Source organism: Buchnera aphidicola (Brachycaudus tragopogonis) (assembly GCF_964059175.1).
Taxonomy (GTDB): domain Bacteria; phylum Pseudomonadota; class Gammaproteobacteria; order Enterobacterales; family Enterobacteriaceae; genus Buchnera; species Buchnera aphidicola_BM.
This window is the reverse complement of sequence record NZ_OZ060418.1, coordinates 319,438-340,855: the sequence shown is the minus strand read 5'-3', so window position 1 is coordinate 340,855 and position 21,418 is coordinate 319,438. Positions and strand designations below refer to the sequence as shown.

General features: G+C 24.5%; 17 protein-coding genes and 1 pseudogene. 6 read left to right on the top strand and 12 right to left on the bottom strand.

Going from position 1 to position 21,418, the window contains the following annotated elements:
* Nucleotides 1-41 precede the first annotated feature (41 nt).
* From pfkA to phrB, 6 genes are all read right to left on the bottom strand, one after another.
* Nucleotides 42-1,004 carry a 6-phosphofructokinase gene (pfkA, locus tag AB4W64_RS01570; RefSeq protein WP_367677752.1) on the bottom strand — a complete coding sequence of 321 codons (963 nt, stop codon included), beginning with the start codon at nt 1,002-1,004 and terminating at the stop codon, nt 42-44.
* A 127-nt stretch (nt 1,005-1,131) separates the two neighbouring features.
* Entirely contained in the window at nt 1,132-1,827 is a 696-nt protein-coding gene (gene gpmA, locus AB4W64_RS01565) for a 2,3-diphosphoglycerate-dependent phosphoglycerate mutase (protein WP_367677751.1), read from the bottom strand.
* 142 nt (nt 1,828-1,969) lie between these two features.
* Complete coding sequence (sucB, locus tag AB4W64_RS01560; protein ID WP_367677750.1) at nt 1,970-3,157, bottom strand: dihydrolipoyllysine-residue succinyltransferase; 1,188 nt, start codon at nt 3,155-3,157, stop codon at nt 1,970-1,972.
* Between the two features lie 13 nt (nt 3,158-3,170).
* Nucleotides 3,171-5,912 carry a 2-oxoglutarate dehydrogenase E1 component gene (locus tag AB4W64_RS01555; protein ID WP_367677749.1) on the bottom strand — a complete coding sequence of 914 codons (2,742 nt, stop codon included), beginning with the start codon at nt 5,910-5,912 and terminating at the stop codon, nt 3,171-3,173.
* Between the two features lie 78 nt (nt 5,913-5,990).
* On the bottom strand, nt 5,991-6,734 hold the full coding sequence (locus AB4W64_RS01550) for a Nif3-like dinuclear metal center hexameric protein (RefSeq protein ID WP_367677748.1): 744 nt from the start codon (nt 6,732-6,734) through the stop codon (nt 5,991-5,993).
* Between the two features lie 13 nt (nt 6,735-6,747).
* A complete protein-coding gene (gene phrB, locus AB4W64_RS01545; protein WP_367677747.1) occupies nt 6,748-8,181 on the bottom strand; it encodes a deoxyribodipyrimidine photo-lyase in 1,434 nt (477 codons plus the stop codon).
* A gap of 194 nt (nt 8,182-8,375) precedes the next feature.
* On the opposite strand from phrB, the gene fldA reads away from it, so the two are divergent.
* Both fldA and queF read left to right on the top strand, forming a co-directional pair.
* Nucleotides 8,376-8,882, top strand: a complete 507-nt coding sequence (gene fldA / locus AB4W64_RS01540; RefSeq protein ID WP_367677746.1) for a flavodoxin FldA — start codon at nt 8,376-8,378, stop codon at nt 8,880-8,882.
* 130 nt (nt 8,883-9,012) lie between these two features.
* Nucleotides 9,013-9,801: an NADPH-dependent 7-cyano-7-deazaguanine reductase QueF gene (queF, locus tag AB4W64_RS01535; RefSeq protein WP_367677745.1), complete on the top strand. Its 789-nt coding sequence runs from the start codon at nt 9,013-9,015 to the stop codon at nt 9,799-9,801.
* A gap of 132 nt (nt 9,802-9,933) precedes the next feature.
* Here the strand turns inward: queF and gap are convergent, their stop codons facing one another.
* From gap to AB4W64_RS01510, 5 genes are all read right to left on the bottom strand, one after another.
* Complete coding sequence (gene gap / locus AB4W64_RS01530; protein ID WP_367677744.1) at nt 9,934-10,932, bottom strand: type I glyceraldehyde-3-phosphate dehydrogenase; 999 nt, start codon at nt 10,930-10,932, stop codon at nt 9,934-9,936.
* A gap of 94 nt (nt 10,933-11,026) precedes the next feature.
* The gene (locus tag AB4W64_RS01525; protein ID WP_367677743.1) at nt 11,027-11,848 is read right to left on the bottom strand and encodes an FtsX-like permease family protein; all 822 of its coding nucleotides are present in this window, start codon (nt 11,846-11,848) and stop codon (nt 11,027-11,029) included.
* 20 nt (nt 11,849-11,868) lie between these two features.
* A complete protein-coding gene (locus AB4W64_RS01520) occupies nt 11,869-12,255 on the bottom strand; it encodes a hypothetical protein (protein WP_367677742.1) in 387 nt (128 codons plus the stop codon).
* A gap of 18 nt (nt 12,256-12,273) precedes the next feature.
* Nucleotides 12,274-12,960, bottom strand: a complete 687-nt coding sequence (gene lolD / locus AB4W64_RS01515; protein ID WP_367677741.1) for a lipoprotein-releasing ABC transporter ATP-binding protein LolD — start codon at nt 12,958-12,960, stop codon at nt 12,274-12,276.
* A complete protein-coding gene (locus tag AB4W64_RS01510) occupies nt 12,953-14,122 on the bottom strand; it encodes an FtsX-like permease family protein (RefSeq protein WP_367677740.1) in 1,170 nt (389 codons plus the stop codon). The genes lolD and AB4W64_RS01510 overlap by 8 nt, the downstream gene beginning before the upstream one ends.
* A gap of 328 nt (nt 14,123-14,450) precedes the next feature.
* On the opposite strand from AB4W64_RS01510, the gene mfd reads away from it, so the two are divergent.
* Both mfd and pgl read left to right on the top strand, forming a co-directional pair.
* Nucleotides 14,451-16,931 (top strand): transcription-repair coupling factor, encoded by a 2,481-nt coding sequence (gene mfd / locus AB4W64_RS01505; protein ID WP_367677739.1) that lies wholly within the window; start codon nt 14,451-14,453, stop codon nt 16,929-16,931.
* A gap of 93 nt (nt 16,932-17,024) precedes the next feature.
* A complete protein-coding gene (gene pgl, locus AB4W64_RS01500) occupies nt 17,025-18,035 on the top strand; it encodes a 6-phosphogluconolactonase (RefSeq protein ID WP_367677738.1) in 1,011 nt (336 codons plus the stop codon).
* Between the two features lie 17 nt (nt 18,036-18,052).
* Here the strand turns inward: pgl and bioA are convergent, their stop codons facing one another.
* Nucleotides 18,053-19,339: an adenosylmethionine--8-amino-7-oxononanoate transaminase gene (gene bioA, locus AB4W64_RS01495; protein ID WP_367677737.1), complete on the bottom strand. Its 1,287-nt coding sequence runs from the start codon at nt 19,337-19,339 to the stop codon at nt 18,053-18,055.
* Between the two features lie 79 nt (nt 19,340-19,418).
* Between bioA and bioB the strand changes: the two are divergent.
* Together bioB and bioD are read left to right on the top strand one after the other, a co-directional pair.
* Nucleotides 19,419-20,384, top strand: a pseudogene (bioB, locus tag AB4W64_RS01490) (biotin synthase BioB); the annotation flags it as partial.
* A 317-nt stretch (nt 20,385-20,701) separates the two neighbouring features.
* A complete protein-coding gene (gene bioD, locus AB4W64_RS01485) occupies nt 20,702-21,373 on the top strand; it encodes a dethiobiotin synthase (protein ID WP_367678284.1) in 672 nt (223 codons plus the stop codon).
* The last annotated feature ends 45 nt before the right edge of the window (nt 21,374-21,418 follow it).

Genomic DNA, 21,418 nt, shown 5'->3' with positions numbered 1-21,418 from the left:
AAATGAGAGAGCGCCGGAAAAACCGGCACTAATTTTTTATATTAGTATAACTTTTTAGCGGTAATCAACCAATCTTTTTTAAAAGTACGTTTCATATTTTTTAATGCGTCTGTTATATCGTTAAATACCATTTTTTCATTTTGTATTCCTACGCATTTACCTTGATAGCCTTTTATTAACAATTCAACAGCGTATGCACCCATTCTAGAAGCTAGAATACGATCATATACAACTGGTGCACCACCTCTTTGAATGTGACCTAAAATTGTAGCTCTAGTTTCTCGATTTGTTTTCTTTTCAATGTATTGCGCTAATTTTTCTACATCACAAATATATTCTGTAATTGCAACAATAGCATGTTTTTTACCTTTAGCTATACCTGCTTCTATTTCAATAACTAATTCTTCTTTTGTATAATGAATTTCGGGTAATACAATAAATTCACATCCTCCGGCAATTGCTGCAGCTAATGTTAAATCTCCACAATACCTTCCCATTACTTCTACAATAGAAATACGTTGATGAGAAGAAGAGGTATCACGTAATCGATCAATAGCTTCAACAACTGTTTGTAAAGCTGTGAAATAACCTATTGTATAGTCAGTGCCTGCAACATCATTATCTATAGTACCAGGAATACTAATACATGGAACACCTATTTCCGTTAATTTTTGAGCTCCTATATACGATCCATCACCTCCAATAACAACAAGACCATCAATTTTTCTTTTTTTTACATTTTTAGCAGCAATAGAACGTATTGTTTTTTTATAAAAATTAGAAAATCTTGCTGATCCTAAAAATGTTCCACCTTTATTTATCATATCAGACACACTATATCTATCAAGTTGTGTCATACGATTTTCGTATAAACCTAAATATCCATCATAAATTCCAAATACTTCTAGTTTTTCACTAAGTGCTGTTCTTACTACTCCTCGAATTGCAGCATTCATACCTGGAGCATCTCCACCACTGGTCAAGACTCCAATTTTTTTAATCATTACAACCTCTATTGAAAACTTCTGTAAAAAATATACTTTATATATCTAGAACATTAATAGTATTTTAAGTATAAGTATATTACTTAAGTGTAAATTTTTAAGAATGACAAAAATGTTTTGAACAGAACTATTTTAAATAATACCATTTTATAGGCATGTATTTTTCGTTAAATTCTAAAATAATAGGTTTAGCAGTTGGGATGTTTAATTCTATAATTTCTTGATTATCTATTTTATTTAGATATTGTATTAAAGCACGTAAAGAATTTCCATGTGCTACAATAATTATTTTTTTGTTCTTTTTTAATTCAGGGTAAATAATTTTATTCCAGTAAGGAATGACTCTTATTCCAGTCGTTTCTAAACTCTCTCCTAAAGGAATTTTATTAAAATCTAACTGAGAATAACGTCTATCATATCCAGGAAACCTTTTATCATTCATATTAATTGGAGGAGGACTAATGTTAAAACTTCTTCTCCATAACATCACTTGCTGCTCTCCGTATTTTTCAACAACTTGATTTTTATTTAATCCTTCTAAGGCACCATAATGTCTTTCGTTTAAACGCCAAGTTTTTTTTACTGATAGCCAAGATTGATTTAGTTCATCTAAAATATAATGTAAAGTATGTATTGCTCTTTTTAGTACAGATGTATAGGCATAATCAAAATAAAAATTATTTTTTTTTAATAATAAAGCTGCTAATTTGGCTTCATTTTTTCCTTTTTTAGTTAATTCTACATCATGCCATCCAGTAAACTGATTTAATTCATTCCATACACTTTGACCATGTCTAATTAAAACTACTTTTTTATTTGTCATATTTTTCTCGTTTAATTGAATTATAATAAGCTGTTTTATTATTTAAACTTATATTTCTTTGATAATAAAAGTACAGTTGATATCAAATTTAATAACTGTACTTTTAAACTATATAAAAATATTCTAGAGAATAAATATAGTTTCAAATATTAATTAAAATACGAGTAAAATCTTCTAATATATTTTTTATAGATACTAGAAATCCTACTGATTCTTTGCCATCTATTAAACGATGATCATATGATAAAGCTAAATACATCATTGGAAGAATTTTTATTTTTCCATTAATTACCATTGGTCGATCTTGAATAGTATGCATGCCTAATATAGCTGTTTGAGGAGGATTGATAATTGGTGTCGACATTAAAGATCCAAAAATACCGCCATTAGTAATAGTAAAATTACCTCCTGTAAGATCTTTTATATCAATTTTATTTTCACATCCCTTAATAGAAAATTCCTTGATTTTTTTCTCTATTTCTGACATTGTCATTGTTTCAGCATTTCTTAATACTGGTGTTATTAATCCTCTTGGGGTTGAAATAGCAATACTAATATCAAAATTTTTATAATATATTATATCTTTTTGGTCTATAGAAGCATTTATTTCTGGAAATTTTTTTAAGGATTGTATTACTGCTTTTACAAAAAAAGACATAAATCCAATTCGGATACCATGTTTTTTTTCAAAATCTTCACCATATTTTTTACGTAACAGAATGATTGGTTTCATATTTACTTCATTGAAAGTTGTTAGCATTGCTGTATTTTGAATGCTATACAATAATCTTTCTGCAATTCTTTGTCGTAATCGACTCATTGTAACTCTTGTTTGACAATTGTTATTTTCTGATAGATCAATAGTATTTTTATTGGCAATATTTGTATTTAATTTTTTTTCTGTAATTTTTTCATGATTATTTTTAATTTCTGATTTTGTTTTTATATTTTGAAGATCATTGTTAATTTTATTAATTTTCATTAAGCGTCTTGTGGAAGGTGTATAGTGTGTAATTAAATTTTTTTCATGTAATTGATCTTCTTTTTTTTCTATGATAGTATTATTAGTAATATTTTTTTTAACATAATCTAAATGATTTATATAACCTATAATTTGTCGAGATTTAACTATTTTTCCTGACTCTTCTAAAATTGATTCCAATTCTCCATCACATGGAGATGAAACTTCTAACATTACTTTATCTGTTTCAATATCAACTATGTTATCATCACAATAAACTATATCTCCTATTTTTTTATACCATTTTACAATTGTTGCATCACTAATAGATTCTGGTAAATCTGGAACAATAATATTTATTTTTTTCATTCCTTGCCCTATTTTAATTAATATTTAATGCATCATAAACTATTTTTTCTTGTTGTTCTTTATGAAGAGACATACAACCAACAGCAGGTGAAGCAGAGGAAAGGCGACCAATGTATTTTAATGAACTATGTGTCGGAAGAATATCATCTAAATAGTTTTTAATATAAAACCATGCACCTTGATTATAAGGTTCTTCTTGACACCAAATAAAATCTTTTATGTAAAAATACTTTTTTAATGTTTTCAATATTTCATTTTTAGGAAATGGATATAATTGTTCAATACGTATTAAAATAATATTAAAAATATTACTTTTACGACGTTTTTCTAATAAATCATAATAAATTTTTCCAGAACAAAAAATAAGACGTGTGGCTTGTTCATTAAAATTATCTATTTCATCTATTATTTTTTGAAACTCTCCATTAATAAGAGAATTTAAAGAAGAACCTGCTATCGGATTTCTTAAAAGAGATTTTGGAGTAAATATGATTAGTGGTTTATAAATTTTATAAAATATTTGTCGTTGTAAAAGATGAAAAATTTGTGATGATGTGGTAGGTATACATATTTGTATATTTTCTTCAGCACAAAGTTGTAAAAATCTTTCAATTCTTGATGAGGAATGCTCAGGACCTTGCCCTTCATATCCGTGAGGTAACAAGATCACTAAATTACAGTTTTGATTCCATTTTTGTTCACTTGAAGCGATAAACTGATCAATAACTATTTGAGCACCATTAACAAAATCTCCAAATTGTGCTTCCCAAATAGTTAATTTTTTAGATGGAAATAAAGAATAACCATATTCAAAAGCCAATACTGCTTCTTCTGATAATACAGAATTCCAAATTTCAAACTTTCCTTGTTTTTTACTAATATTCTTTAAAGGTATATAAACAGAACCATCTATTTGATCATGAATAAATGCATGACGATGAAAAAATGTACCCCTACTTACATCTTCCCCTGAAAATCTACAAGAAATACCTTCATTAACAATTGTTGCATAAGCCAATGTTTCTGCTGCACCCCAATCAAACAATTTTAATTCTTGAGCCATTTTACATCTATCTTCATAAATATTTTTTACTCGATAATGAATGTTAATTGAACTAGGAATATTATTAATTAAAGAAGATAGTGTTTTTATATTAGATTGATTTATTTTTTTTATTATATTTTTTGTTATTTTTTCTTTTAAAGGTCTTTTATATTTTTCATATTGAAAATTTATTTCTTTTGTTTTAGAAAAAATATGCTGACCTGTTTTTAACTTATTAAAATATTGATTTATAATTTCTTCATTTTGTTGAGATGTAATTATTTTATTAACGATTAATAAATTAGAATATATTTCTCTTACAGTAGGGTGAATTTTTATTTTTTTGTACATAATAGGTTGTGTTACAGAAGGTTCATCTACTTCATTATGTCCATGACGTCTATAACACACAAGGTCTATAAAAACATCTTTTTTAAATTTTGTTCTAAAATAAAGAGCTAATTGAATAGTAAAAATACACGATTCTATATCGTCTGCATTAACATGAAATATTGGTGCTTGAATCATTTTAGCAATATCAGTGCAATATTTACTAGAACGAAGTGTTTTTGAATCAGAAGTGGTAAATCCAATTTGATTATTAATAACTATATGAATTGTCCCGCCTACTTGGTATCCTTCTGTTTGAGACATATTTAATGTTTCTTGAATTACACCTTGACCAATAACAGCAGCATCTCCGTGAATATTAATAGGTAATATTTCACTTGTAGATTTACCTAACTGATCGATTGAAGATCGAGCCATTCCTAAAATAACTGGACTAATTATTTCTAAGTGAGAAGGATTACATGCCATTTTAAATAATATTTTTTTTTCATGATTTATTTCTGAAATACCTCCTAAATGATATTTAACATCACCACTACAATTTTTCGGTATATTATTAAAACCAGAAAATTCTTTAAATAAAGTCTTTGGGCTTTTATTTAAAACGTTTACTAATACATTTAATCTGCCTCTATGAGCCATGCCTAATATTATTTCAGAAATATTATTTTTTTTTGAATATCTTATTATTTCATGTAACATAGGAATTAATGCTTCTGCTCCTTCTAAAGAAAAACGCTTAGCACCAGGAAATTTTTTTCCTAAATGTTTTTCTAAAGTTTCAGCATAGGTGATTTCTTTTAAAAAATTTATTTTTTTTTCTGTTTCTATAGATCCTTCTTGAAAAAAAGATTCTATGTATTCTGTAATGCATTTTTTTTCTAATAAGTTGTCTATATACATATATTCAAAACCAATAGAACTACAATATTTTTTAGATAACGTTTTATGTAAATCTAAAATATTTGTTTCAAATTGATCGCAACTTTTAAAGTTTATTTTGAGATTTTTTTTTATTTGTTTTTCAGTAAAACTATAATATGAAAGTTCTAAATCTTGAATTATTTGTTGTTCTGATAATTGAAGCGGATCGATTAAAGATTTTTTATAACCTTGTGTACGAAATGCATTAATAATATAATTAATTGTATGAATTAGTTGAAAACTATTTTTTTTTATATTATTTACACTGTATGTATTCGTTTCATTTTTAGAGATATCTAAAAATGCATTATGCCAAATCATATCAACAGATTGAGGATTTTTTAAAAATTTTTTATATATTTTTTCTATATAATCTTGATTATTTACAGATAACCAAGAAGAACTTAACCAATATTTCATTTTATTTTTATTCATAATTTTATTTTTTAAAATATTATCACCTTAAATATTACAAATTTTGAAATACTTATATTACAATTTTATTTTTAGTAATTATGCTGGATTGTAAATATCAATAAAAGTAACATCTAAATGATATTTATTATATAACCAATTCCCTAAGGATTTAATTCCATCTTTTTCAGTAGCATGATGACCTAAAGAAAAAAAATGTATACCTAATTCTTTAGCAATATGAGTAGTTTCTTCTGAAATTTCACCTGTTAAAAAAGCATCTACTCCAAATGCATGCGCTTCTTTAATAAAGCTTTGCCCTTTTCCGCTACACCAAGCAATGCGTTTAATATAAAGAGGAGCATTTTTATATATATGGATGGGATATTTTTTATATTTTTTTTCTATTTTTTTTGCAAACTGTACACCAGTTATTTTATCTTTTATTATACCCCAAAATACATAAGGTGTAATACGACCTTGAATACAAATATTTAATTGTTTAGCTATTTGTGCATTATTACCTAATTCAGAATGAATATCTAAAGGTAAGTGCCAACTATATAAATTAATATTATTAGATAGTATAGATTTTAGTCTATTCCTTTTCATATTATGTATATATTGAGATTCATTTTTCCAGAAATAACCATGATGTACTATTATAGCATTAGCATTATAAAGCAATGCTTTATCTATCAAATCTTGACAAGCTGTTACTCCAGTAATAATTTTTTTTACTATTCTCGTTCCTTCAATTTGTAAGCCATTAGGAACTATGTCATTATATTTGTTAGATAATAGTTTTTTGTTAATAATGTCTTCTAAAATAAAATTATTCATAAATTTTATATACCTATTTTTTTAAAGACAATTTTGCTTTACTAAATATTAATAGACATTTTTTTCTGCTATCATTATAATCTATAATTGGATCAGGATAGTCTATTTTATAATTTGTTTTATGTGACCATTCATGTGGTTGATGGATATACTGATTAGGCACATGTTTTAATTCTGGAATAAATTTTTTTATAAAAAAACCAGATTCGTCAAAAGTTTTCGATTGATTTAATGGATTAAAAATACGTATGTAAGGAACAGAATCACATCCAACTGATGCACACCACTGCCACCCCCCATTATTTAGTGCTAAATCGCCATCAATTAAACGAGATATAAAATATTTTTCACCTTCTCGCCAATTAATCAAAAGATTTTTTACTAAAAAATTAGCAGTAATCATTCTTAATCGATTATGCATCCAACCTAATCTATTTAGTTGTCTCATTCCAGCATCTACTATAGGAAAACCAGTACATCCTTCTTTCCAAGCATTTAAATGTTTTATATTATCATTCCAATCAATTTTTTTTTCCCATAATGATAATGATTGAGACTGACTGATTTTTGGAAAAGAAATTAATAAATGATAATAAAATTCACGCCATAATATTTGATCAAACCAGGATGCAGGAAAAAAAATATTTGAAAAAATATTTTTTTGTTCTTTTAAAAATATTGAAAGACATTGTCGAGATGATATTATACCTGAAGATAAATAAGGAGATAACATACTCGTACTATCTGAATAAGGAAAATTTCTATTTAATAAATAATTATTCATCTTATGCTTGCAAAAATTTTTTAATCTATTAACGGCTGATTTTTCTCCAATAGGGAATTTTTTCTTATCAAAGTTAATATTTATTTTTTTAGACAAAAAAGTATTAGAAAAGAAATTTTTATCAAGTTTTCTTTTAGAAGGAATAGGAAAACATATAGGTATATTATTATTTAAATGTTTTATAATTTTTTTTTTAAAGAAAGAAAAGACTTTATAAGTTTCATTTTTTTTATTTTTGATACATTGATATGAAACTAAAAGATTATCGTGAAAACCTTTTACACAAATGCCTTGTTGAGATAATTTTTTTTTTACTAAAACATCACGATGACGTTCATCACTTTCATATTGATAATGATAAAATAAATTATTTATTTTATGTTTAAAGCAAAAATACATTAAATATTCAATGGAATTTAAAAAATTAGTAGACTCATGATAGTGTAAAACAATGTTTAATTTTAATAATTCTTTTTTTAAAGATATTAAATGAGAGTAAATAAAAGACATTTTTTTACTAGACATAGAGTGATTATTCCATTGTTCAGGAGTCGCTATGAATAAAGCTATGACTTTATCTTCATCAGATTTACATGCTTGATGTAAAGCTGTATGATCATATAAACGAAAATCATTTCGAAACCAAATCAAATTTTTTTGCATAATATTTATATTTTTATAAGAAAGTTGGACTATTTTTTTTTAATGAATATTAAAAAAATATTTTTACTAATTTTTTATTAATATAATAAATTTTTCAAAAGCGTTATTTTTTTTCTATACATGAGTGAATATAGATGCTTATACATTAACATATTATTTATTTTTTAATAATATATTTATTATGGATGGTTATAATGAAAAAAATAGGTATTTTTTTTGGCAGTGATACTGGAAATACAGAGAAAATAGCGAGATTAATTCAAAAATTTATAGGAAAAGATATCTCTATATTACATGACATTAGTAATAGTTCTAAAAAAGATATTGAACATTTTGATTTTTTAATATTAGGAGTACCTACTTGGTATTATGGAGAGGTTCAATGTGATTGGGATGATTTTTTACCTATTTTAAAAAAAATTGATTTTTCAAATAAAACTGTAGCATTATTTGGATGCGGAGATCAAGAAGATTATGGTGAATATTTTTGTGATGCATTAGGAATCATATATAATGTTATTAAAAAAAATAAAGCTAATATAGTTGGAAAATGGTCTACTAAAAAATATAGTTTTGAACATTCTAAAGCTTTATTAAACAAAGATTATTTTGTGGGATTAGTTTTAGATGAAGATCGACAATCAGATAAAACTAAATTGAGAGTAGCTGAATGGATTAAACAAATACTTCCTACTTCTTAATTAAATTTACCATATATTAATATTATTATTAATAATATTTTTTAAAATACTTATACTATTATATTATTTTAAATAAACATAAAATAATATTTTATATTAGTTATTAAAAAAACAAATCAAAAGAAAAAATATGAGTTTTAAAATAGATCATTTTGCTTTATTAAAAAGCATACCCCGTAAAAAACATCGTGAAATTATTCAATTAAATTGTATTCATTTACCTTTTATTGGAAAAGATATTTGGACATTATATGAATTATCATGGCTCAATAACAATGGATTACCACAAATTGCTATTGCCAGAATAGAAGTTAATATAACTAGTATCAATATTATTGAATCTAAAAGTTTTAAAATTTATATAAATAGTTTTAATCAAATTAAATTTGATCATTATACAACATTCATTAAAATTTTAGAGTTAGATCTTACAAAATGCGTTTGTGGAAAAGTTTCTATAACATTATTTAATTTAAATGAGATTAAAAAACAAAACATATCAGAATTTTATGGTATATGTATAGATAAACAAGATGTTCAAGTTACATCTTATAAATACAATCCATCATTATTGACTTGTTCTTCTAATCACTCAATTATAGAAGAATCTTTATATAGTCATTTGTTAAAAACAAATTGTCCAATTACTCAACAACCAGACTGGGCATCAATACAAATTATATATTCTGGTCAAAAGATCGATCATACAGCACTATTATGTTATTTAATTTCTTTTCGTAGTTGCAATGAATTTCATGAAGAATGTATTGAAAGAATTTTTAATGATATTGAAAATGTTTGCAAACCTGAAAAACTTACTGTATATGCAAGATACACACGTAGAGGTGGCATTGATATTAATCCATGGCGCAGTAATACTACTTTCTCTCCATGTCTTATTAGAATGGCTAGGCAATAAAAAAGATAAAATATTTCAAAATATAAGTAGCAGTATTAAGTAGCATACTTAATACTGCTATTTATTTTAGATAAAAAATAAAACACGTTCTTATTATATAATTAAGGTATAAAAAAATATTATATTTTATATCTATATTCCAGCTACTAGAGATACTAAGTCAAGAACTTTGCTAGAATAACCTGTTTCATTATCATACCAAGAAACTAATTTAACAAAATTTTTATTTAAAGACAAACCTGCTTTAGCATCAAATATAGAAGTTAATTCTTGACCATTAAAATCTGAAGATACTACTTCATCTTCTGTATATCCTATAATTCCCTTCATTTCCTCTTCAGATGCAATTTTAATTATCTCACATATTTCTTGATATGTAGCTGGTTTTTGATATCGTACCGTTAGATCTACTACAGATATATTAGATACAGGAACTCTGAATGCTATACCAGTTAATTTACCATTCAGATTAGGTAATACTTTACCTACAGCAATAGCGGCTCCAGTAGAAGATGGGATAATATTTTGTAATGCTCCTCGTCCACCTCTCCAATCTTTATGAGATGGACCATCGACAATTTTTTGAGTAGCAGTACTAGCATGAACAGTTGTCATTAAACCTTCTATGATACCTAATTCATCATCTATAATTTTAGATAAAGGGGCTAAACAATTAGTAGTACACGAAGCATTCGAAACAATATCTTCTCCTTTATATTGATTAAAATTAGCACCTCTAACGAACATTGGAATATCGTCTTTAGAAGGTCCTGTTATAACTACTTTTTTTGATCCGGCTAAAATATGTTTATAAGCTGTTTCTTTTGTTAAAAAAAGACCTGTTGATTCAATGACTACATCAACTGATACATTATTCCACATTAATTTTTCAGGATCTTTTATTGCAGTAATTCTAATTTTTTTATCATCTATAATGATAGATTCCTTATTAACTTTAATATTTTTTTTAAAAGTTCCATGAGTAGAATCATATTTTAACATATAAGCTATATATTCAGGACTTAATAAATCATTAATAGCTACAATTTCAATGTTAGAACGTTTTTGAGCTAATCGAAATAATACACGTCCAATACGACCAAATCCATTAATTCCTACTTTAATAGTCATTTTTTTCTCCATTTTAAAAATATAGTGTTTCTGAATTTAAAAAATAATTAATATATGTATTGTTATTAATTTTATATAAAAAATATATTCAATGTTAATACTCTTTTAGTATTTTGCTAGGATTAATTTTTGAAGCATAATATGCTGGATACCAATTTGCTATAATTCCTATGATTATAGTACTTATTAATATTGTTATTACATCTGATATATTTATTTTTAACAATAAAAAATGATGATAATAAATATTATCTAATAATATATTATCCTTAAAGGATTTGTCTAAAAAAAATACTATTCCTTTAAAGTTTAAAACTATTATTATACCTGTAATTAAACCCAAAAAAGTTCCAATCATTACAGAACGTAATCCATAATATAAAAAAATTATTTGAATTAAACAATTATTAGCACCGATAGTTCGTAAAATAGCAATTTCTTGTGTTTTTTTAGATATCGTCATGATTGAAAGAGATGTAATGCTAAAAGATGAAATAATCACTAGTAATAATAGTATAAAATATATTATTGCCTTCATTTTTTTTATGTCATTATATATATAATGATAACTATCAATCCAACTATATGTAATAAGAGGAACACCTATTTTTTTTACTACTTTTTTCAGAATCTGATCAGCATCAAAAGGATGAAACATATGTAATTCAATTGCATTGATATGATTGTTTTCATTAAAAAAATTTTTAAAAAAAATAAAGGGTATATATGCTATATTTGCATCTAAAAGTCCATTAGATTCGAATGTATCTTTGATTGTAAAAGAAAAACGCTGTAAATGTGAATTGAAAAAAAGTAATTCAATTAAATCGTTCTTGTTAATTAATAAATCTTTTGCTAAATGAGATGAAATAATAATTTGATGATCATTTTTACGGTTAAAATGATTGATTTGCAAAGAATTAATTCTTTTATTGTTTAAAGAAATTTTTTTTTTAAATATTTTATATCACTAAAGCTTTTAACTTCAATGAGTTTAACTTCATTGTTTTTTATTAAAAATCCAGTATGTACAATATAAGGTTCACAATAAGTAATTTCTGGAAATAAAAATAATTTTTTCATTATATCTTGATACTTGAATAATGATTGATTAGTTAATTGAATAATTCCATGGGGCAAGGTAGATAACATTTTTTTATTTAAAAATACTTGAAAACCGTTAAATGCACTAAAACTTATAATTAATGCAAACACACTAATAAATATTCCTATCTTAGATAAAATAGAAATAAATAATATCATACAGTTTTTTTTTTGTTTTGCATCTAATCGTTTTGCAATCAAGAAAGGTAAAAAATTCATTGAACATTTCTTTTTATGTTAATTTTCGTAATTGAATAATTGACCATTTTTCATTTTAAATAAAATGGGTATTTTTTTTGTGAGAATAGTATCATGTGTTACAATCAAAAAAGTAGTATTAAAATCATTGTTTAATTTTAATATTAAATCAAATACAACATTAGTATTATATTGATCTAGGTTTCCAGTGGGTTCATCTGCTATGATTAAACAAGGATTATTGACAAAAGCTCGAGCAATAGCAACACGCTGTCTTTCACCACCAGATAATTCAGATGGATATTTTTTTATTTTATCTTGTAAATGAACTTTTTTTAACATTTCAAATGCAATTTCTTTAGATTCTTGCTTATTTTTATGATCAATTAGAAGAGGTATTGCAACATTTTCTAATACATTAAAATCTAACATTAAATGATGAAATTGATAAATGAAACCTATTTTTTGATTTCTCAATTTTGATATTTCATTAGATGTCATAGATCTTAATGTTTTTCCATCAAACAAGATAGATCCAGAAGTAGGATTATCTAAACCCGCAATTAAATGTAATAATGTAGTTTTACCTGATCCAGATCTTCCAATAATAGCTGCTATTTCCCCCTTGTATAATTCAAATGATATTTTTTTTAAAATATTAACAGTAAGGTCTCCATCTTGATAAGATTTTGTTAAATTAATGCATTGTATGATAATATTATTCATTAGATAAAGTCCTAGATGGTGATGTTTTTATAGCCTTCCAAGATGGATATAATGTTGAAAACATTGTAATAAATATTGATATGATATTAATAAATAAAATTTGATATGGAACAATAATTATTGGAATATTTGTACTATCAAATAAGACTTGAATAAAATTTTGCAAAAAACTATTTTCTATGATCAATACAATACTGATAATTGTACCTAATAAACTGCCAAAAATAGAAGTACTGGATCCTAGTGTAATAAATATTAACATAATTTTCCAATCCGGTAATCCTTGAGATTTTAAAATAGCAATCGTATTCTTTTTTTCTATTATATATATAGAAAAAGTTATAAAAATATTAAAAACAGATACTATTAAGACTAATAAAAATAAAAATATCATCATATATTTTTCAATTTTTATAGCTTTAAACAACTCACCTTTTTGTGATGTCCAATCGTATAATATCAAGGGATAGACTGTTTTTTGTATTTCTTCGAAATTAAAAGATAGTGGTTCTTTTAACCATATCCTCCAACCGGTAATATAGTTTTTAGCATAGTTTAAAAAATTCATACTATCTTGTTTATTAATTAATATTTGATAATAATCGATTTCATTTTGAGTAGAAAAAAAATTAACAATTTTAAATGTTTTTTGTTTGATATTATTTGATAGAAGAATAAGTTTAATTTTATCACCAATTTTTACATGTAGTTTTTTAGATAATTCTTTTCCTATAATTGCATGATATTTATTTGGTTTTAATAAATCTGAAATATATTTTATATTGTAATTAACTATGTTTTTATCATTATCGATGCCAACTATTTCTCCTATAGTTATATTGTTTTTATTTTCTACTAAAACATCTTTTTTAATAACATCAGAAATTTTTTCAATATTATTTAACTTTAAAATATTTTTAGGAAATTCTGATTTATTGATATATTTCATATTATTAGTAATAATTAAATGTGGAATGAAAGATAAAACATTTTTTTTAAAATTTTCTTCGCATCCATTCATTATAGACATAATAATAATAAGTGCAGTAACACTAATACTAATACCTATAACAGATAAAAGAGTAAGAAATTTTTTAAATCTGGGTAAATGAGAATTCCATAGATAACGCAAACCGATAAAAATATATATAGGATGATACATAAATTTTGTCTTACATTGAAAGATTTATAATAAAATATTTTGAAGATATTTTATTTTTTAAAAACATAACAATATTTTATAAAAATAAAATTATTATTTATTGTTAACTTTATATTATCATTGTTAGAATAATGAAATTCGTTTTATTTGCATACGAAATTAAAAAAAAACATTTTTTTTATTATGCAGTAATATTTTTTATAATTAATAAATTATTTTTTTCCTTACGATATAATGTTTTTCAATAAAAACTTTTAGTGAAAACTAAATAACTTTTTTTAAAAAAATAAAATAGATATAATGTTATATTTAAACCTAAAACATATTAATGAAAAATAAAGATATATTACTTTCTTTAAAGAAAGATGCTTGCATGAAAATTACAAATGATAGAATTTTAAAAAACAAAAAAATTATTAATTGGCAATACAAAAAATTATCGCATATCTTTCAAAATATTGATAATCAAGAAAAAACAAAAAAATTATTATCTTTTATGCATTCATTTTCGGGAAAAATAATATTTTTTTTAACTAAAAAAGAATCTTTAGAAAAAATCTTAAATTTTTTAAAAGAAAATAAAATTTATCCTCAATATATAGAAAAAATTATTAATTTTGATAAAAAAATTAAGTTTTTTTACATGACAAGTACTCTAAAAAATGATTTTTTTTATAAAAAAAATAATATTTTATTTATCTTTACAGAAGATTTATTACCAATAGTTACTCAAAATAGATCTTTTTTATCATCTAAAAATTATACTACAGTTAAAAAAAATCATTTATCTAAATTAATTTTAAATCATCCTATTATACATATTCAACATGGAGTCGGGCGATATCTTGGATTAACAACAATAAAAACTTTAAGTATAAAATCTGAATATTTAATTATTTTATATGCAGAAGGAGATAAATTATATTTGCCGGTTTCATATCTCCATCTTATTTCACCTTATACAGAAACATCAGTAGAAAATGCACCGCTTCATAAATTAGGAGGTGATGAATGGAATAAACAAAAAGAAAAAATCAGTAAAACTTTATATGATCATGCCGCACAATTATTAGATATTTATTCTAATAGAGCATCAATATTGGGATTTTCATTTAAAAAAGATGAAGAACAATATCAAATATTTTCTAAAGATTGTTTGTTCCAAATTACACCAGATCAAGATAAAGTAATTAAATCTGTGTTAAAAGATATGCAAAAATCTACTCCTATGGATCGTTTGATTTGTGGTGATGTAGGTTTTGGAAAAACAGAAATTGCAATGCGAGCTGCTTTTTTATCTGTTTCTAATAACAAACAAGTAGCTGTTTTAGTTCCAACTACTTTATTAGCTCAACAACATTACGAAAATTTTAAAAAACGTTTTTCTAATTGGTCTTTTTGTATTGATCTATTATCTAGATTTCAAAACCAAAAACAACAAACCTTACTTCTTGAAAATACTAAAAACGGAAAAATTAATATTTTAATAGGAACTCATAAACTTTTATTAAAAGAAATAGCTTGGCACAATCTTGGATTGTTAATTATTGATGAAGAACACCGATTTGGTGTAAATCACAAAGAAATTATTAAAAAAAAATATTCTAATATTGATATATTAACTTTAACAGCTACACCTATTCCTCGTACTTTAAATATGGCTATGACTGGTATAAAAGATTTATCAATTATAGAAAAACCACCAGCTCAAAGATTAGCAGTAAAAACTTATATCGAAGAGTATAACCCAACATTAGTTAGAAAAACCATTTTACGAGAAATATTGCGAGGTGGTCAGATTTATTACGTATATAACAAAGTTCAAAACATTATGAATATTGCTGAAAGATTATCAAAATTAGTTCCTGAAGCTCATATTAAAATAGGTCATGGACAAATGAGCAATATTGATTTAAAGAAAGTAATGAATGATTTTTATAATAAAAAATTTGATGTTTTAATTTGTACTACAATAATAGAAAGTGGCATTGATATACCCAGAGCTAATACAATCATTATTGAAAATTCTGATCACTTTGGATTATCTCAACTTCATCAACTACGTGGTCGCATTGGTAGATCACATTACCAGGCATATGCTTTGTTTCTTGTCAATAGTTTTAATAAAATGACTGTACATGCCAAAAAAAGACTAGAAGCTATTTCATCAGTTGATAATTTTGGAGGTGGTTTTTCTTTATCTAATCAAGATCTTGAAATTAGAGGAGTAGGTAAGATATTAGGTAAAGAACAAAGTGGGCATATAAAAAATATCGGATTTTCTTTATATATGAAATTGTTAGGAAATGCTATTAATGTATTAAAAAATGGAGAAAACTTATCTATTGACAAGTTATTTAAAAAACCATTAGAAATTGAATTATATGTATCTTCTTTATTACCAGAAGATTATATTACAGACGTGAATACTAGATTATTTTTTTATAAAAAAATTTTTAATGCTGAAAATGAAAAAAAAATAGAAAAAATAAAAAATGAATTAACTTATCAATTTGGGCCATTGCCAGATTTTTCTAAAAATTTAATTATAATTGCCAAAATTAGATTAATAGCATATAAAATAGGTATAAAATATATTAAAGCTAACAAAAAAATAGGTGTGATAAAATTCAATTATAAAAATTCAGTGGATACTCAAGATTTGTTAAAAATATTTAAAAATGAACCTAATACTTGGAAAATGGAAAATTCAACAAAATTAAAATTTATTTGGCATAATAATGAGGATTATTTACGTCTAAAATGGATAAAAGGCATATTAAAAAATTTAAATAAAAAAGAGGATTAAAAAAAATATTTTAATAAAAACTTTTTTGTTATTTTAATTATTATCAAAATAATTTCTATGACATAATTATAAAAAAAATATTAAAGGAATTGTATGAAAGAAATCGTATATATTTCAAATTCAGTTAGTGAAAATATAGAAGTATGGAATTTATATAAAAATGGACACATGAATCTTATACAAACAGTTATAACAGAAGGTCAAGTACAACCGCTTACAATTATTGCAAGCAAAAAATTATTATATGCTGGTGTTCGTCCGAGTAATAAAATTATTACATATGACATAGATGATAATGGTTTCTTGAAAAAAAAAAATGAAAGTTTCATTCCAGGACATCCAAATTATCTTTCACTAAATTGTACAGAAAAATTTTTGTTTTGTAGCTCATATCATTCAAATTGTATTAGTGTAAGTCCTTTAAATAAACATGGCGTCCCTCAAAATCCAATACAAATTATTTATGACATAGAAGGTTGTCATGCTGCAAAAATAAATCATAAATATAATATTTTATTTGTTATGTCTTTAAAAGAAGATGCTATTTATCTATATTATTTAACAAATTTTGGTATATTAAAAAATATTGATCAAAAATTACTTCATACTAAAAAAAAATCAGGACCACGTCATATTGTATTCCATCCTAATCAAGATTTTATTTACACTATTAATGAACTTAATGGCACTATTGATGTATGGAAAATATATCAAAAAAACAATATAATAAAAATAGAAAACATACAAAATATTAATCTATTAAATAATTTATCTTCAGAACATTATTGGTCTTCTGATATTCATGTCACAACTTGTGGTCGTTTTTTATACGCTTCCGATCGATTATTAAATATTATTTCTTTATTTCACATCGATCAAAATAACTACAAAATTATTTTTTTTAGAAGCTATGAAACAGAAGAACAACCTAGATCTTTTTGTATCAATTCTAATAATACTTTTTTAGTAGTAGCTGGAGAAAAATCTAATACATTTGTTGTATATAGTATTTCTAAGTTAAATGGAGAATTAAAAAAAATCCATATCTATAATACTAGTAAAAATCCGATATGGGTTCTTATACACAAACTAAATAAATATTAATATATTTTTTTACATTTTTATATAAATAATGATCTATTGTTGACAGCTTGAGTGATAACATTAGTTAGTTTATTTAATTGAGCAACACTAATGGTATAAGGCGGAACAATATAAATTAACTTTTTAAATGGCCGAATCCAGACTCCATTTTCAACAAAAAATTTTTGCATTAAGAATACATTCGCTAAATGAGAACACTCAACTACACCAATAGCACCTAATACACGTACATCAACAACATATGGATAATGGATTAAAGGCAACAAATTTTTAGATAATTGTTTTTCAATATTAGACACCTGTATTTTCCATTTATTAGTTTTTAATATTTTTATATTTGCATTTGCAACAGCACATGCTAAAGGATTCGCCATATAAGTGGGACCGTGCATAAAGCAACCAGCTTGACTTATACTAATAGTATCTGCAATATGTCGCGATGTTAAAGTAGCAGCCAAAGTAATTGTACCGCCAGTAATAGCTTTTCCTAAACATAATATGTCTGGTATAACACCAGCATGTTCAAAAGCAAAAAGTCTTCCGGTACGACCAAAACCTGTTGCAATTTCATCAAAAATTATCGGAATAGAATAATTATCACACAATTTTTTTATTTTTTTTAAATATGCAGGATGATAAAAATTCATTCCTCCTACACCTTGTACTATAGGTTCTAATATCACTCCTGCTATTTTTAATGAGTTTTCTTCTATTATTTTTTTAAAAGATATAAGATCACTTTTTTGCCATTTTTTATGAAAAGAAGAAACTGGTGCATCTGCAAATAAATTATTTGGTAATAAATTATTGTATATTTGATGAATAGAATTGTCGGGATCAGAAATTGACATTGCAGCAAAAGTATCACCATGATATCCATTGCGAATAGTGAGGAATTGTTTTCTTTTTTGACCTAATGATTGCCAATATTGAATTAACATTTTTATTGCTACTTCAATCGCAACTGAACCGGAATCAGAAAGAAATACACAATCTAGTTTTTTTGGTGTTAATTCAATTAATTGACGACAAAGTGCTATAGCTGGAGGATGCGTAATCCCTCCAAACATAACATGAGACATTTTTTTTATCTGTTTCTTTAAAGCTCGATTTAAAACAGGATGATTGTAACCATGTATTGCAGACCACCATGAAGACATACCATCTATTATATTTTTTTTATTTGTAAGTTTTAAATATACCCCTTTAGCTGATACAACAGAATAACACGGAATAGGATTAATCATAGATGAATAAGGATGCCAAATATGTTTATAATCAAAAAGTGTATCAGATTGACTCATTATTATTTATATATAAAAATATTCAATAATCTAGTATAAACCTTTAATAAAACAAAATCATAATTTTTTTGGAGATAATATGAAAAAAAAATGGACTCTAGAAGAAACAAAAATACTCTTTAAAAAACCATTTTTTGATCTTATGTTTGAAGCTCAAAAAAAACACAGGAAGTATTTTAATCCAAATAAAATACAAATTAGTACATTACTTTCAATAAAAACAGGTTCTTGTCCAGAAGATTGTAAATATTGTCCCCAGAGCTCTAGATATAAAACAGGCTTAAAAAAAGAACCGTTATTAGAAATGGAAAAAATTATAAGTGCTGCAAAAAAAGCAAAATCTTCAGGTTCTAGTCGATTTTGTATGGGTGCAGCCTGGAAAAATCCAAAAGAAAAAGATATTCCTTATTTAGAAAAAATTATTAAAGAAATTAAATTGATGGGTATGGAAACTTGTATGACTTTAGGAACTTTAAATAGTTTACAAGCAAAAAAATTAGCTAGCGCAGGTTTAGATTTTTATAATCATAATTTAGATACATCGCGTAATTTTTATAGTAACGTTATTACTACACGTACGTATCAAGAACGATTAGATACTTTAAATATAGTTCGAGATGCTGGTATGAAAATTTGTTCTGGCGGCATCATGGGTTTAGGAGAAAAAACACAAGATCGTATGGAATTATTAATGGAACTATCTAATTTATCTGTTCCACCAGAAAGTGTACCTATTAATATGTTAGTAAAAATTGCAGGAACGCCTTTGGAGAATAATCAAAATATAGAACCATTTGAATTTATTAGAGTAGTGGCTGCTGCTCGTATCATGATGCCACAATCTTATATTAGATTATCTGCTGGACGTCAAAATATGAATGATCAAACTCAAGCAATGTGTTTTATGGCTGGAGCAAATTCTATTTTTTATGGATGTAAATTACTTACTGCAAGCAATCCAGAAGAAGAAAGTGATTTAAAATTATTGAAAAAATTAAATTTAAATCGTGAATATAAGAAACAAACTATACCAAAAGAAAATAAATATAATTCTATTATGAAATCATCAAAAATTAAAGAAGATAAATATTATAATGCAGCAACATAATAATATAAAACATGTTATGTTAAAGAATTTTTAATAAACATTTTTTATATAAATCTTATATATTTTTTTTAAAAAATTTTATATTTTATAATCTAGAGTAACTCAATATTATAATTATTGTGTTATTTTTATAAATTGCACACAATTAAATTTATCGAGTTACTCAATTATAGAAATATACTAAATATTGTTAATAACTTTATAGGGAATTAACTTTATTAAAGTTCAATTAATTGTTAAAATAAGATAAAATTATGATTAAAAAATTTTTTATTACTGGTACTGATACCAATGTTGGTAAAACTTTTACAAGCAGTATTCTATTAAAAAAAGCAACAAAAGCAGGGTATGATACAGCAGGATATAAACCTGTTTCTTCTGGATCTAAAAAAAAATCATACGGCATCATAAATCATGATGCAATGATTCTTAAAATGAATAGTTCAATAACTTTAAGTTATACAGAAGTAAACCCTATTTCATTTTTAGAAAATGCTCCTCCTCATATGTTAAGTAAATTTCAAAAAAAAACTATTAAAATTGAAGATTTATCTTTAGGTTTAAAAAAAATCACTGCAAAAAGTAATTGGGTTTTAATAGAAGGTGCTGGTGGATGGTACACTCCTTTATCTTATACAAATACTTTTTCTGATTGGGTTAAAAAAGAACAATTAACTGTCATTATTGTTGTTGGAATTAAATTAGGATGTATAAATCATGCTATTTTAACAGAAAAAGCTATTCTTTCAGAAGAAATCAAATGCGGTGGTTGGATTGCTAATTATATATTACCAAATAATAGATATAATATACATTATATCCAAACTTTGTTAAATTATATTAAATCTCCATTATTAGGTATAATTCCTTATTTCAATAATAAAAATAAAATTAATATTGAAAAAATAAAAATTAGATTACCTTAATACCAGTTTTAAATAAATTTTATTAAAAGTATTATATTTAATTAT